Here is a 13,966-nt window from a genome sequence, read left to right on the forward strand (position 1 = left end):
GCGGCTCCTGATTCGAGACACGGGGAATACTGATCGGCTGATCGATACCGGTCAATAGATCGATCAGAAGAAGCTTGAAGCGGTCAAACGCTCACTGCTCCGGGTGGCGCACCTCCTGCGCCGATCCACGCACTTCGAGCGAGGGCAGCAACTCCACCCTGCGCACCGGGCCGGTCGCACCGGCCGGATGCGCCAGCCGGTGCAGCAGCAGCTCGGCCGCGGCCCGCCCGATGTCCGCCTTCGGCGGGGCGACCGCCGTCAGCGGGGTGCTGCCCAGGGCCGCGACCACATCGTCGTACGCCACCACCGAGCAGTCCTCCGGTACCCGCACCCCGCTCTCCGTCAGCCGCTGGACCAGCATCAACGCGTCCTCGTCGCCGTGCAGGACGGCCCCCGTCGCCCCGCGTCCGCGCAGCAGGGCGGCGAGATCCGGCGCGGTGTCGTCCGGCGCCGCGGACCGGCCGGGGCCCGCGTTCGCGGCGCTGAGCACCACCGCCCAGTCCTCCACCTCCGGCCGGGCGGCGGCGATCTCCGCGAACGCCGCCCGGATGGACCGGGCCGTGGGGCTGTCGTTCCGGGCGGCCAGCACGATGCGCCGATGCCCCAGCGAGACCAGGTGGTCCACCGCCAGATGCGTTCCGTACCAGTGATCGGAACAGACCGAGTCCAGGGCGTGCAGCGCGCTGCCGGCCCGTGGCCGCCGCTCCATCAGCACCGTCGGCACCCCCACCCCGGCGAGCCAGCCGTAGTCCGCCTCCTCCTCGACCGCGCTGCGCCACCGGGGAGCGATCAGCAGACCGCGCGCACCGCCCGCCAGGGCCCGCTCCACCTGCGGGCGTTCGGCCCCGGCCGACTGGGGGAAGATGTGCAGGGCGATGCGCATCCCCGCCGCCTCCAGGGTGGTCCGGGCGCCGTGCAGCGTCTCGTACAGATACGAATGCCGCTCCGGAACGACCAGGGCGATCGCGCCGCCGTCCGTCGCCGGATCCCCGTTGTGCCCGCCGGCCCGCGGGGCGGGCACCGGCGTCGTCCGCTCGGCGTCCCCCACCGGCCGGACCACCCCGTGCCCCCGTCGCAGCTTGCCCGCCCGGGACAGCTCCTCGACGTCCCGCCGGAGCGTGACCACCGAGACGTCCAGCTCGGCCGCCAGCGCGCTCACGTTGACCGCACCGCGTGCGTGTACCACCGCGAGAATGCGCTTGCGCCTCAGTTCCACCGGCTCCCGCATGGTGCTGGCCCCCTTGCCGTACTGCTGTGCTGTGTTCGTTTGAACGCTTCCGTGAGCGGTCGCAGCATAGCGAGGGACCGCGCACGGGTGGCCGAGGAATGGGACGATCATCCGCCGAAAAGCAAGTGTGTCTACCATCTGATCCGGAATGGACACCATCACACTCTGGCAACTGGCCGCGCTCGCGGCGGCATCCACGCTCGTCGGCTTCTCCAAGACAACCGTCAGCGGTGCCAATACGATCAGCCTCGCGGTCTTTGCGTCCGTACTCCCGGCCCGCGAATCGACCGGAGTGCTGCTCCCGATCCTGATAGCCGGCGACATCCTCGCCGTGCTCATCTACCGCCGCCACGCGCACTGGCCGACGCTGCTGCGGCTCTTCCCAGCCGTCGCCGTGGGAGTGGTGGCGGGCACCCTCTTCCTGATGTGGGCCGACGACGGCGCCGTGCGCACCTCGATCGGAGCGATCCTGCTCCTCATGTCGGGCGTCACCCTCTGGCGCCGCCGCGCCACCACGAAGGCCGAGGCGGAGGTGCCCGCGCAGGCCGGGACGGAGGCACCCGCGCAGGCCGGGACGGAGGCACCCGCGCAGGCCGACGCGGAGGTGCCCGCGCAGGCACCGGCAGGGGCGGGCTCGGGGGCGGGGGTGGCGGGGGCACCGGCGGAGGGGCCGCCACGCGTCGGACGGCTCAAGGCCCGCTCGTACGGGGCACTCGGCGGCTTCACCACCATGGTCGCCAACGCCGGCGGCCCGGTGATGTCGCTCTACCTGCTCTCCTCGGGATTCCGGAAGCTCGGCTTCCTGGGGACGTCCGCGTGGTTCTTCCTGATCGTCAACACGTCCAAGGTGCCGTTCAGCGTGGGCCTCGGCCTCATCGACGCCCGCTCGCTGCTCCTGGACGCCGCCCTGGTGCTGTTCGTCATCCCAGGGGCGTACCTCGGCCGGGCCTGCGTGGGCCGCATCAACCAGAAGCTCTTCGAACAGATCGTGATCGGAGCCACGATCCTGGGCGGCCTCCAGCTGCTGCTGCGCTGAAGGCCGCCCGGAAGGTGACGGTCAGACGATGCCCTCGGCGATCTCCGCCTGCTCGCGGGCGTTCCCGTACGCCGCCGGGGTGCCGTACGAACGACGCGCGACGAACCACCACACGGTGGCCAGGACCAGCACGGCGACCAGCGCGATCGACGCGTAGTTCATCGAGTCGACGGTCACCGGCGACGACTGGGGCAGCAGGAAGATCACGGTCACGATGGCGACCCAGACCACGGCGATCCAGCCGATCGGCCTGGACCAGCGGCCCAGATGCCAGGGGCCGCGCTCGAAACGGTCACCCGCGCGCAGCTTCAGGTAGATCGGGATGGCGTACGCCGGGGTGATGCCGATGACGTTGATCGCCGTCACCGCGCCGTACGCGGTGGCGGAGTACAGCGAGGGCACGGCCAGCAGCGCGGCGACACAGACCGACAGCCACACGGCGGGCACCGGAGTCTGGGTGCGCGCGCTCACCTTGCGCCACAGCGCGGAACCCGGCAGCGCGTTGTCCCGGCTGAACGCGAAGACCATCCGGCTCGCCGCGGCCACCTCGGCGTTGCCGCAGAAGAGCTGGGCCGCGATGACGATCAGCAGCATCGCGGTGGCGCCCGCCGTGCCCAGCGCGTCGATCAGGATCTGGGCGGGCGGCACGCCGGTGGCGCTGTTCTGGGTGCCCGCATAGTCCTGGATGGCGAAGGTCAGACCGGCGAGCAGGACGAAACCGGCCACCCAGGACACCCAGATCGCCCGGACGATGCCCTTGGCCGCCGTCACCGACGCGTTGGAGGTCTCCTCCGACAGGTGGGCGGAGGCGTCGTAGCCGCAGAAGGTGTACTGGGCCAGGAGCAGGCCGATCGCCGCCACGTAGAGCGGGTTCTCCCAGCCGGTGTCGTTGACGAACTCGGTGAAGACGAACGACGGCGACTGGTGGTTCGAGGGCACGATCGCCAGCACCGAGACGATCACCGCGACACCGCCCAGATGCCACCAGACACTGATCGAGTTGAGCACGCTGACCAGGCGGACACCGAAGAGGTTCAGCACGGCGTGCAGCAGCAGGATGCAGAGGAAGATGACCATCGTGGCGCCGGGAGTGGGATCGAATCCCCACTGCAGATTGAGCAGCGCACCCGTGAACAGTGCGGCGCCGTAGTCGATGCCGGCGATCGCGCCCAGCAGACCGAGCAGATTCAACCACCCGGTGTACCAGCCCCACTTGCGGCCGCCGAGCCGGTCGGCCATGTAGTACAGGGCCCCCGACGTCGGGTACGCGCTGGTGACCTCGGCCAGGGCCATGCCCACACAGAGGACGAACAGGCCGACACCGGCCCAGCCCCAGAGCATCACAGACGGGCCGCCGGCCGACATGCCGAAGCCGTACAGCGTCATGCAGCCGGAGAGGATCGAGATGACGGAGAAGCTGATCGCGAAGTTGCCGAAGCCGCCCATGCGGCGGGCCAGCACCGGCTGGTAGCCGAGTTCGCGCAGCCGCTCCTCCTCGTCCTTCGGCGGGGCGGGTTCCGGGCTCGACGCGGGCGGGGCGGATATGGACATGGAGAGAACCTCCGGAAGGGAGTTGGGGGACGGTGCGGTGGGAGAAGAAGTGGTGCGGTCAGTCGCGAGGACCCCTGCTCGGCCGGTCCTCGGCCGCCAGGCATCGGCTGCGGGCCCGCAGGAACACGTCCTCGGCCCCCGCCGGATCATTGGGGTGACGGGTCCGGTACGCCCACGGGGCCGAGGTGTAGTACGGCCCGAGGGCCCGGAACACCGGTGCGGCGTCGGCGAACTGGAGCGATCCCCACAGTGCGTGGGCCAGATGGTTGAGATCGAGCAGCGACTGTGTGGCCGGGTCGGTCCTGGTGAACCAGCTGTGCAGCGCACGTTGGGCGTCGCGCTCGCCGTCCTCGGTGACCCAGTGCAGGTCCAGGGCCTTCTCGTTGCCCTGACCGAGCCGGTAGCGCTCCACCCGCACGTACAGCGGGAGCACATGGAGCGGGGAGCCCTCCGGAGCCGAGGAGGCGGCCCACTGGACGAAGTTGACCGCCTCGGAGAGGGCTTTGCCCGTCTGCCGCGCGTAGACGAACTGCAGCATCCGGTGGTAGGCCTCGCGATTGAACGGATCGCGCCTGTCGGCCTCGGCCAGCAGCCCCCACGGTCCGGGAAACAGCATGGGCCCCGGCGGAAGCAGCCGGTGCTCCTCCAGCCGCTGGCCTTCGTCGAGCTGGGACAGTGCAAGCAGGCAGACCCAGGGTACCGGGTCGGCGGGAGAGGCGTGCGCGGCGGACCGGCAGCCCTCCCAGGCCTGCTGCCACAACTCCTGCGCGCGTGCGTGCTTCTCGCGATGGGCGCGCACCGCGCGCTCCACGACCACCCGGGCGTGCATCACGGTCGCCGCCACACTCCGCGGTTCCTCGGCCAGCCAGGCCCGCACCGCGTCGGAGCCCGCCGCCACGGTGGCCAGGACCTGTGTGCGCCGGGTCCACATCGCCCAGTCGGGCGTGCCTTCCAGGAGATTGCGCATGGAGAGCCAGCGTCCGGTGCGCAGATCCTGCAGGGCCTTGCGTAAGTCGTGGTCGTGCCCCGCGGGGTGGTAGACCGGTCTGAAGTCGCTGGGAGTCATGCGCGCCCTGCCCCTGGACGACCTGTGGGGGCGGGGCGGTGCGCCGGGCACCGAGGAACGGTGCATGGTCTGCTCGTCATGAATCCTCGAGGACGTGGGGGCTGGGCGGGTCCGGTCACGAATCCGCCGTCGAGCGTCCGGTTGACCGCTCGGCGGTGAGTGTAGAACGCACCGCGCCCCGCGTCGGACGACTTTGCGGATCTTACTCAAGTAGCGGTTACATACAGGACGTTGATCTCCACCGGCCCTCGTCCACGGGATGTTCCGGTGAGGGTTGACGCACGGCGTGGTCTGCACGACTGTGGGCGTAAGGACCAGATGATCACGATTCCGCCCGCCCCGGGCGGCCTGTACGACTGGAGTGTCGATGACGGACCCGGTGCTCGCCATCGACCAGGGAACCTCCGGTACGAAAGCCCTGGTGATCTGTCCCGAGCGCGGTGTGATCGGTTCCGGTTCCGCCCCGGTCCGCCCCCGGTACGCGTCAGGCGGGGTCGTCGAGGCCGACCCCGCCGAGCTTCTCGGCTCGGTCCTCGACGCGGGCCGGCAGGCGCTGGACGAGGCGGGCGAACCCGTCGCGGCGGTCGGACTGGCGAATCAGGGCGAGACGGTCCTGGCCTGGGACCCCGCCACCGGCCTGCCGCTCACCGACGCCGTGGTCTGGCAGGACCGGCGGGCCGAAGCCCTCTGCGCCGAACTGGCCGAACACGGAAAGGAGTTGAAACAGCTCACCGGCCTGCCCCTCGATCCGTACTTCGCCGCCCCGAAAATGGCCTGGATACGCCGCGAGCTGACCCGCGAGGGCGTGGTGACCACAAGTGACTCCTGGCTGGTCCACCGGCTGACCGGAGCCTTCGTCACCGACGCGGCCACCGCCGGACGCACCCAGCTGCTCGACCTCCACGACACCGACTGGTCACCGCGGGCACTGGAGATCTTCGGCCTGTCCGACGAGCGGCTCCCCGCCGTCGTCGACTGCGCCGGACCGGTCGGCACCACCACCGCGTTCGGCGGCGACATCCCGCTTACCGGACTCCTCGTCGACCAGCAGGCCGCCCTGCTCGCCCAGAACGCCCTGGAGCCCGGCAACGCCAAATGCACGTACGGCACCGGGGCGTTCCTCCTGGCCCAGACCGGCACCCGCCCCAGCACCGGTTCCTCCGGCCTTGTCAGCTGCGTCGCCTGGCGGCTCGGCGGACGTACGAACTACTGCCTGGACGGACAGGTCTACACGGCCGCCTCCGCCGTGCGCTGGCTCACCGACCTCGGGGTGATCTCCGGCGCGGCCGACCTCGACCCGGTCGGCTCCGGGGTCCCCGACAGCGGCGGCGTCACCTTCGTACCCGCGCTCGCCGGACTCGCCGCACCCTGGTGGCGCGGCGACCTGCGCGGATCCGTGACGGGCCTCGGGCTCGACACCACCGCCGGCCACCTCGTGCGCGCACTGTGCGAGGGCATCGCCGCCCAGGTCGTCGCCCTCACCGAAGCCGCCGCAGCCGACCTGGGCTCACCCCTGACCGCACTGCGCGTCGACGGCGGTCTCACCCGCTCCGCGCTGCTCATGCAGACCCAGGCCGACCTGTTGCAACGGCCCGTCGAGGTGTCGGCGCTGCCCGACGTCACCGCGCTCGGCGCCGGTGCCGTGGCCCGGCTCGGGCTCGACCCGAGGCTGGACGTCCGGCACGCGATACCGGAATGGAAACCCTCCGCCGTCTACGAACCACGGATCGGCCCGGCCGAGGCCGCGGCGCGCCTCGACGGATTCCGCACCGCGGTGGACACCCTGCTGGAGCGCGCATGACGGTCACCGTCACCACGGCCGGGAGCCTGCCCGGAGCCGGCGGTCCGGACGGCTCCGACGGGACGTACGACGTCACCGTCGTCGGAGCCGGTGTCGTCGGCGCGGCCATCGCCCGCGAGCTGGCCCGCTACCGCCTGCGCATCGCCCTCGTCGACGCCTCCGACGACATCGGAAACGGCACCTCGAAGGCCAACACCGCCATCCTGCACACCGGTTTCGACGCCGTCCCCGGCTCCCTGGAGGCCCGCCTCGTCCGCGAGGGCCAGGCGCTGCTCGCCGCCTACGCGACGGAGACCGGCATCCCCGTCGAGCGCACCGGAGCCCTGCTCGTGGCCTGGAACGCCGACCAGCTCGCCGTACTGCCTGAGCTGCTCGCCAAGTCCGGACGCAACGGCTACGGAGCGGCCCGTGTCATCGGCGCCGACGAACTGCGCGCCCGCGAACCCCACCTGGGCCCCGGCGCGCTCGGTGCCCTGGAGATCCCCGACGAGAGCGTCATCTGTCCCTGGACGACCCCGCTCGCCTTCGCCACCCAGGCCGTACGCGCCGGAGTCCACCTGCATCTCGACTGCCGTGTGACGGACATCGCCGAAGACGGCGACGTCCACACGGTGAGCACCTCGCGCGGTCCGCTGCGCACCCGGTACCTGGTCAACGCGGCCGGGCTGTACGCCGACGAGATCGACAGGCTCCTCGGCCACGACGTGTTCACCGTGACCCCGCGCCGCGGCCAGCTGATCGTCTACGACAAGCTCGCCCGCGGCCTCGTCAGCCACATCCTCCTGCCGGTGCCCACCTCGGCCGGCAAGGGCGTACTCGTCGCCCCCACCGTCTTCGGCAACGTGCTCCTCGGCCCCACCGCCGAGGACCTCGACGACAGGACCGCCACCGGATCCACCGCCGACGGCCTGCACCTCCTGCGCGAGCAGGGCCGCCGGATCGTGCCCGCGCTCGTCGACGAGGAGATCACCGCCGTCTACGCGGGACTGCGCGCCGCCACCGGACAGGAGGACTACCGGATCCAGGAATACCCCGGCCTGCGGTACGTCGCCGTCGGCGGCATCCGGTCCACCGGTCTGACCGCCTCCATGGCGATCGCCGGACACGTCACCGGACTCCTCGCCGAAACCGGCCTGGAGCTCGGCGCCCCGCGAGACCTCCCGCACGTCACGATGCCCAACCTCGGCGAAGCCTTCCCCCGGCCCTACCGGCGGGCCGACCTGATCGCGATGGACCCCGCGTACGGCACACTCGTCTGCCACTGCGAGTACGTCACCCTCGGCGAGATCCGCGACGCGCTCGACTCCACCGTCCCCCCGCAGTCCCTGGACGGCCTGCGGCGCCGCACCCGAGCCCGGGGCGGCCGGTGCCAGGGATTCCACTGCGGCGCGGCCGTCCGCGCCCTGTTCGAGGAGGCACGGCCATGACCGGGAGCGGGCGGGCCGAACGGAACGTCGACGTACTGATCGTCGGCGCGGGCCCCGCAGGCCTCGCCGCCGGGGCCGAACTGGCCGCCGCCGGCGCGGGCCGGGTCGAGATCCTGGAACGGGAACCGCAAGCGGGAGGCATCCCCCGCCACTGCCACCACGGCGGATTCGGCGGGCACTTCACCCGGGGCGGCACGAGCGGACCCGCGTACGCCCGGCAGTGCGTGGCCGCCGCCGTACGCGCGGGCGCCGCCCTGCGCACCGGAGTCGCCGTCACGGGCTGGGCCGGCCCCCTCGCCGTGGAGACCACCGGACCCACCGGGCTCGAACGGATCACCGCCCGGGCCGTCGTCCTCGCCACCGGCGCCCGCGAACGACCCCGCAGCGCCCGCCTGATCCCCGGCACCCGCCCGCCCGGCGTCTACACCACGGGCGAACTCCAGCAGGCCGTCCACCGGTACGGGCAGCGGATCGGCACCCGGGCCGTCGTCGTCGGCGACGAGCCGGTCGCGCACGCGGCCGTCGCCACCCTGCGCGCCGCCGGGATCCGGATCGTCGCCATGGTCACGGACCGGCCGGCCGTACCCCTGCGCGTACGGCAGCGCGTTCCGCTGCTCACCGGTGCCACCGTCACCGGGATCGAGGGCAGGACGCGGCTGACCGGCGTGACCCTGCGCCGCACGGACGGCCGCACCACGACCCTGCACTGCGACACCGTCGTCCTCACCGGCGACTTCGTCCCCGAGAACGAGCTCGCCCGGCGCGCCGGGATCGTCCTCGACCCGGGCACCCGCGGACCCGCCCACGACGCCGCGTACCGCACCTCGCAGCCCGGTGTCTTCGCCGCCGGGAACCTCCTGCACGCGGTGGAGCGCGCGGGGGTCGCGGCGCAGGAGGGACGCGCCGTGGCGGTATCCGTCCTGCACCGCCTGTCCGGTTCCGACGAACCCGCCGTCGTGGGACGGCCCGTGGTCGTCGACGCACCCCTGCGGTGGATCGCGCCCAACGTGACGGGCCCGGACGCGATCACGCGTCCGGCGGGGGACCGGTTCGTGCTGCGGACCGCGCGGAGGCTGTCCCTGCCGCTGCTCGTGGTCACCCAGGGCAGGCGTGAACTCCACCGGCAGCGGCTGCTGTTGCCCGCCGTCCCGGGGCGGCCCCTCCACCTGGCGGCGGGCTGGACGGACCGGGTCGATCCGGAGGGTCCGGCCGTACGCGTCTTCGCGTCGTAGGTGCCGGGCAGGGCGTCCGGGTCAGGGAATGAGCAGCTGGTCCGCGCAGACGGCCGCCACCAGGCCGATGCCCAGCAGCCAGCTCCCGAGGCGGGTGCGGCCGTTCCTGCTGAGCTCGATCACCACACCGCAGAGGATGAGCGCGAGCCCGTACACGCCGACGACCAGCACGGACGAACGGCTCGCGATGCGCAGCGCCAGGACGACGGCCATCGCGGCCATGCCCACGGAGGACAGGGCGATCCGCAGGCGTCGCGCCTGACGTGGTGTCAGTCTCTGTCTCTCGGGGGCCTCGGAGACCGCGGGAACTTCGGAGGCTTCGGGGGCGGTCACGGCAGCCCCGGTGGTCCCGTCGGCATCATCCGCCACGGGGGCCACCGGGGTTATGGGGGATACAGCCGGCCGGACGGGCTCGGGTGCCTCGTCCTGCTCGACCGCCTGGCGGGGCGCGGGTCTTCCGGTGCGTCCGGTGGTCCCGCCGGGGCCCGTGGTCCCGTCGGGCCCGGCTGTGTCGCCGGGCCCGGCTATCCCCTCGGGTCGTCGGTCCGTTTCCGGCTCCCGGGTCCGGTCCTGCTTCTGATCCTGGTCGGAAGTGCTCATGACGCCGGATCGTAATGGCTGCGCAGGCCGGTGTTCGCCGGTCGGGCGGATCACCCGTTCGATCAGGCGATCGACGCCGACACGATCGCCGACACCGCCAGATTGCAGGACGCAGTCACCCACACCGCCGGGTGCGGCTCCCGCTCGACGAGCGTGGCGCCCAGCTTCCCGGGCGTCACCAGGTCCACCACCAGGAAGGCCGCGGCCATCATGACCAGACCGAGCAGCCCGAACGCGGCGGTGGACGCGAGGCCCTTCCCGAAGTCCTCGTACGTCGTCCAGATCGAGGTGAACACGATGCCGCCGATGCCCAGCAGGGCGGAGCTGAGCAGCAGCGCCGCGTTGCGGTTGCGCTCCTCCCATATCTGGCGGCCCAGCTTGCCCGGGGTGAGCGCGTCGATCAGAAATATGCCGAGAACGAGCAGTACGACGCCGAGGGCCCCGTAAGCAGTGGCACGGCCGAGGCCGTTGATGATGTCGGTCATCGGGGCGTCCATCTCCTGAGCAGTGGTCGAGGCTGGAACGAGACGTGCGCGATCAACACGCCGTCAAGAAAGGGCAAAACCTATCGCACGCCCGTACTCACTCCCAGGCCCGGCCCCCCGGCCGCAACCGGGGTGCCTCCGTTGCGGCGTCCACGACCCGCGCGCCCCCGCCGGTCCCTTCCTCGGTCGCGTCTCCCGGCGGATCCACCCGCCCGGCCAACTCCTGCGCCCAGGCGATCAGCGGGCCCACCCCGATCCCGTACGGATCCGACCCCCGGAAGGCCTCCACCGCCGCCGCTCCCCGTCTCAACAGCCGTGCTCCGCCCGCGCTGTTGCCCCGCGCCGCGTGCGTCAGCCCCACCGCCATCTGCGCGAGGCCCCGCCACAACTCCCGCTCCGCCTCGGGCCCCGACTTCCAGGCGTCCTCGAACACCTCGTGCGCATGGAACGGCATACCCGCGTCCAGCAGTCGCTGGGCCTCGCGCACCGTCCCGTCGGGGGAGCGCACGACCCCCTCGGGCTGGCGCTCCACACCCGGAGTCCCGTACGGCAGCGGGCGCCCCAGCCCGTCACGGGGGCGCGCATTGCGCGCCCGCCCTTCTTCGTCGCGGTCCCTGCGAGATTCGTCCACCCCCCGATTGTGCCCCGCACCTGCGACGAACCGTGTGAACCCTGTCCGTGGACCCCCGCGCACGACTAGGCTCGGAGCCTCCGCAACCACCTTGGGAAGGGGAGGCATGAAGCCGTCCCGGCCGTTGTACGAGCGCGAACCGGAACTCGCCGCCGCCACACAGGCGGTGAATGCCCTCTGCGGCGGGCAGTCGGCCGGTGGGCTGCTGGTCTTCAGCGGCGAAGCGGGTATCGGCAAGACCGCCCTGCTCGGCGAGATCCGCACGATGGCCGCCGACCGCTGCACCGTCTGGTCCGCCCGGGGCGGCGAGACCGTGACCTCGGTGCCGTTCCACGTCGTACGCCAACTCCTGCAGCCCGCCCTGGACCAGTTCCCCGCCGACGAGAGCAGGGCCCTGTTCGGCGACTGGTTCGAGGTCATCGCACCCGCCCTGGGCCTCGCCGAGCCCGGAGGACCGCAGCCCGATCCGCAAGGCGTCAGGGACGGCCTGGACTTCGTCGTCGCCCGGCTCGCCTCGCGCCTCAGCCACCGGCCGTTACTCCTCATAGTGGACGACGCGCACTGGGCGGACGGCGAATCGCTGGCCTGGCTCGCCGGATTCACCGCGCGGCTGTCCGAGCTGCCGGTCCTGGTCGTCCAGGCCCACCGCCCGCAGGAGCTCGCCGACCGCACGGCCGACTGGGCTCCCGCCCGGGACCCGGAGAGCGGCGGCGGGACGGGACACCCGGCGCAGACCCGGGTCGCCCTGCGCGCCCTCACCCCCGACGCCACCGCCGGCCTGGTTCGCGCGAGCCTGGGGGACCATGCCGACGACCCCTTCTGCCGCGAGGTGTGGGCCGTCACCGGCGGCAACCCCTACGAGGTGGTCGAGCTCGTCGCCAAGGCACAGGACCGCGACCTGGCGCCGGTGGAGGAGTCCGCCGGCCTGCTGCGCGAGCTCGGCGCGTCGGCCCGGGGCAGCGGACTCGTCGCCCGGCTCGAACGGCTGGGCACCAACGCCAACCGCTTCGCGTGGGCCGCGGCCGTACTGGGCACCGAGATCTCGCAGGAACTCGCCGCGACCCTGGCCGGGATGAGCTCGGCGGAGGCGGCCGACTGCACGGCGCGGCTGCGCGACGCCCGTATCGTCAGCGGTTTCGACCCGCTGGAATTCGTCCATCCGCTCATCGCCACCGCCGTCTACCGGTCCATCCCGCCCGCCACCCGCACCGCGATGCACGGCCGCGCCGCCTGGGCCATCACCCAGGCCGGACTCGGCGCCGCGGCGGCCTCCCGCCACCTGCTCGAAGTCCATCCGGACGACGACCAGGAGCTGGTCGCACAGCTTCGCGAGGCGGCGGGCCAGCACCTCGCGGTCGGTGCCCCGGAAGCGGCCAGGCGCTGCCTCGAACGAGCCCTGGAGGAACCACCGCGCCGCGGCGACAGGGCGGCCCTGCTGTACGAACTGGGCTGCGCCACACTGCTCAGCTCACCGGCCACCACGGTGCAGCACCTGCGGGCAGCCCTCGATGCGCCGGGGCTCGACGACAACGTGCGGATCGACGCGACGTACCGGCTCGCCGCCGCCCTGTCGCACAACAACCAGCTCAAGGACGCGGCCCTCTCGCTGGCCGCCGAGGCGTCCCGTACGGCTCCGGGACCCGGGCTGATGCGCCTCCAGGCCGCGCACTTCCTGTGGGAGGGCATGCAGGCCACCGAGGACGACGGACCCGCGCGTTCGGCCCGGCTCGCCCGCAACGCCGACCACCTCCAGGGCCGCGACAACGTCGAGCGTGCCCTGCTCACCCTGCGGGCCTTCGACGCCATGCTCCGCGGTGAGAACGCCCAACTCGTCGTCGACCTCTGCGAACGCGCACTCGTGGACGGCCGGCCCGCCCGAGGGCTCGGCTGGACCGACACCGAATGGGGCTTCGAACTCCCCACGATGCTCGGCATCACCTACTCCTTCACCGACCGGCTCGACAGGGCGGAGGAACTCTTCGGCGAGGCCGTGCGCGCCTTCGAGATCTCAGGCTGGAGCGGAGCGCACCTCGCGTTCGCCCACACCCTCCTCGGTCTTGTCCACCGCCGGCGCGGCCGTCTCGCCGAGGCCGAGGGATTCCTGCGCGAAGGTCTGCGCCTCGCCGACCGTGCGGGCAGCGGCCTGCCCGTCCACTGGGACGCCACCTGCCTGCTCGTCGACACCCTGATCGCCCGCGGCCGGGTCACGGAGGCCCGGCTGGTGGCCGACCGGTACGACTTCGGCCCGCCCTACCCCAGTGCCATGGTCCTGCCGGACGGCCCGTGTGTCCGGGGGAGGCTGCTGCTGGCCGAAGGCCGTACCGCGGAGGCCGTCGCCGAACTGGAGGCGGCGGGCGCGGCGCTGGAGCCGAGGGGCCGTTTCAACGGCGTCTGGGCACCCTGGGCCAGCGACCTCGCCCGTGCCCTGGCCGACACCGACCCGGTCCGGGCGGCCCAGCTCGCCACCCGTGCCCGCGTCCACGCCGAACGCTTCGGCACGGACACGGCCATCGGCGAAGCCCTGCGCTGTGTCGCCCTCTTCGCACCGCCCGAGGAGGCCGAGCACCTGCTGGCCGAGTCCGTACGCCACCTCGAAGCCTCGTCGTCCGCCTACGAGCACGCCGTGGCCCGTTTCGAGTACGGCACGGCCATCCGGTCCACGGGGGAGCTCGCCCGAGCCCAGAAACTCGCGACGGCCTGCGGAGCCGAGGCACTGGCGACCCGCGCCCAACAGGTACGGACGTCGATGCGGTCCTCGGAGTGAGGTAATGTTTGTCCTGCGCGGCCACCCGGGAACACCGGGGGAATCGCATCGGGACGTGGCGCAGCTTGGTAGCGCACTTGACTGGGGGTCAAGGGGTCGCAGGTTCAAATCCTGTCGTCCCGACTGGAGACAGTCGCAGGTCAGG

11 protein-coding genes and 1 tRNA gene are annotated in these 13,966 nt (G+C 72.4%); 6 read left to right on the forward strand and 6 right to left on the reverse strand.

Annotated features, from left to right (window positions below; all coding sequences use genetic code 11):
• Positions 1 to 91: 91 nt before the first annotated feature.
• Positions 92 to 1,228 carry a substrate-binding domain-containing protein gene (locus OG524_RS33110; RefSeq protein WP_405386737.1) on the reverse strand — a complete coding sequence of 379 codons (1,137 nt, stop codon included), beginning with the start codon at positions 1,226 to 1,228 and terminating at the stop codon, positions 92 to 94.
• Between the two features lie 148 nt (positions 1,229 to 1,376).
• Here OG524_RS33110 and OG524_RS33115 point away from each other — a divergent pair, with 148 nt between their 5' ends.
• Positions 1,377 to 2,264: a TSUP family transporter gene (locus OG524_RS33115; RefSeq protein WP_405812230.1), complete on the forward strand. Its 888-nt coding sequence runs from the start codon at positions 1,377 to 1,379 to the stop codon at positions 2,262 to 2,264.
• 21 nt (positions 2,265 to 2,285) lie between these two features.
• Here the strand turns inward: OG524_RS33115 and OG524_RS33120 are convergent, their stop codons facing one another.
• Both OG524_RS33120 and OG524_RS33125 read right to left on the reverse strand, forming a co-directional pair.
• A complete protein-coding gene (locus OG524_RS33120; protein ID WP_405386733.1) occupies positions 2,286 to 3,815 on the reverse strand; it encodes an amino acid permease in 1,530 nt (509 codons plus the stop codon).
• 58 nt (positions 3,816 to 3,873) lie between these two features.
• Positions 3,874 to 4,881 (reverse strand): hypothetical protein, encoded by a 1,008-nt coding sequence (locus OG524_RS33125; protein WP_405386732.1) that lies wholly within the window; start codon positions 4,879 to 4,881, stop codon positions 3,874 to 3,876.
• Between the two features lie 367 nt (positions 4,882 to 5,248).
• On the opposite strand from OG524_RS33125, the gene OG524_RS33130 reads away from it, so the two are divergent.
• From OG524_RS33130 to OG524_RS33140, 3 genes are read left to right on the forward strand one after another with little or no spacing between them, the layout of a single operon-like run.
• Positions 5,249 to 6,682 (forward strand): FGGY family carbohydrate kinase, encoded by a 1,434-nt coding sequence (locus tag OG524_RS33130; RefSeq protein ID WP_405812231.1) that lies wholly within the window; start codon positions 5,249 to 5,251, stop codon positions 6,680 to 6,682.
• Complete coding sequence (locus OG524_RS33135) at positions 6,679 to 8,109, forward strand: FAD-dependent oxidoreductase (RefSeq protein ID WP_405812232.1); 1,431 nt, start codon at positions 6,679 to 6,681, stop codon at positions 8,107 to 8,109. The genes OG524_RS33130 and OG524_RS33135 overlap by 4 nt, the downstream gene beginning before the upstream one ends.
• Entirely contained in the window at positions 8,106 to 9,341 is a 1,236-nt protein-coding gene (locus tag OG524_RS33140) for an FAD/NAD(P)-binding oxidoreductase (protein ID WP_405812233.1), read from the forward strand. Before OG524_RS33135 ends, OG524_RS33140 begins: the two co-directional genes overlap by 4 nt.
• Positions 9,342 to 9,362: 21 nt before the next feature.
• On the opposite strand, the gene OG524_RS33145 is transcribed toward OG524_RS33140, so the two are convergent.
• The 3 genes from OG524_RS33145 to OG524_RS33155 form a co-directional block, all read right to left on the reverse strand.
• Positions 9,363 to 9,941, reverse strand: a complete 579-nt coding sequence (locus OG524_RS33145; RefSeq protein ID WP_405812234.1) for a hypothetical protein — start codon at positions 9,939 to 9,941, stop codon at positions 9,363 to 9,365.
• 62 nt (positions 9,942 to 10,003) lie between these two features.
• Positions 10,004 to 10,426 carry a DUF350 domain-containing protein gene (locus OG524_RS33150; RefSeq protein ID WP_380198163.1) on the reverse strand — a complete coding sequence of 141 codons (423 nt, stop codon included), beginning with the start codon at positions 10,424 to 10,426 and terminating at the stop codon, positions 10,004 to 10,006.
• 97 nt (positions 10,427 to 10,523) lie between these two features.
• Complete coding sequence (locus OG524_RS33155) at positions 10,524 to 11,057, reverse strand: DUF309 domain-containing protein (RefSeq protein ID WP_405386722.1); 534 nt, start codon at positions 11,055 to 11,057, stop codon at positions 10,524 to 10,526.
• Positions 11,058 to 11,163: 106 nt separating this feature from the next.
• Here OG524_RS33155 and OG524_RS33160 point away from each other — a divergent pair, with 106 nt between their 5' ends.
• Entirely contained in the window at positions 11,164 to 13,821 is a 2,658-nt protein-coding gene (locus tag OG524_RS33160; RefSeq protein WP_405812235.1) for an ATP-binding protein, read from the forward strand.
• 49 nt (positions 13,822 to 13,870) lie between these two features.
• A tRNA-Pro gene (locus tag OG524_RS33165) sits at positions 13,871 to 13,944 on the forward strand.
• Positions 13,945 to 13,966 lie beyond the last annotated feature (22 nt).

The organism is Streptomyces sp. NBC_01520 (assembly GCF_045040375.1).
Lineage (GTDB): Bacteria > Actinomycetota > Actinomycetes > Streptomycetales > Streptomycetaceae > Streptomyces.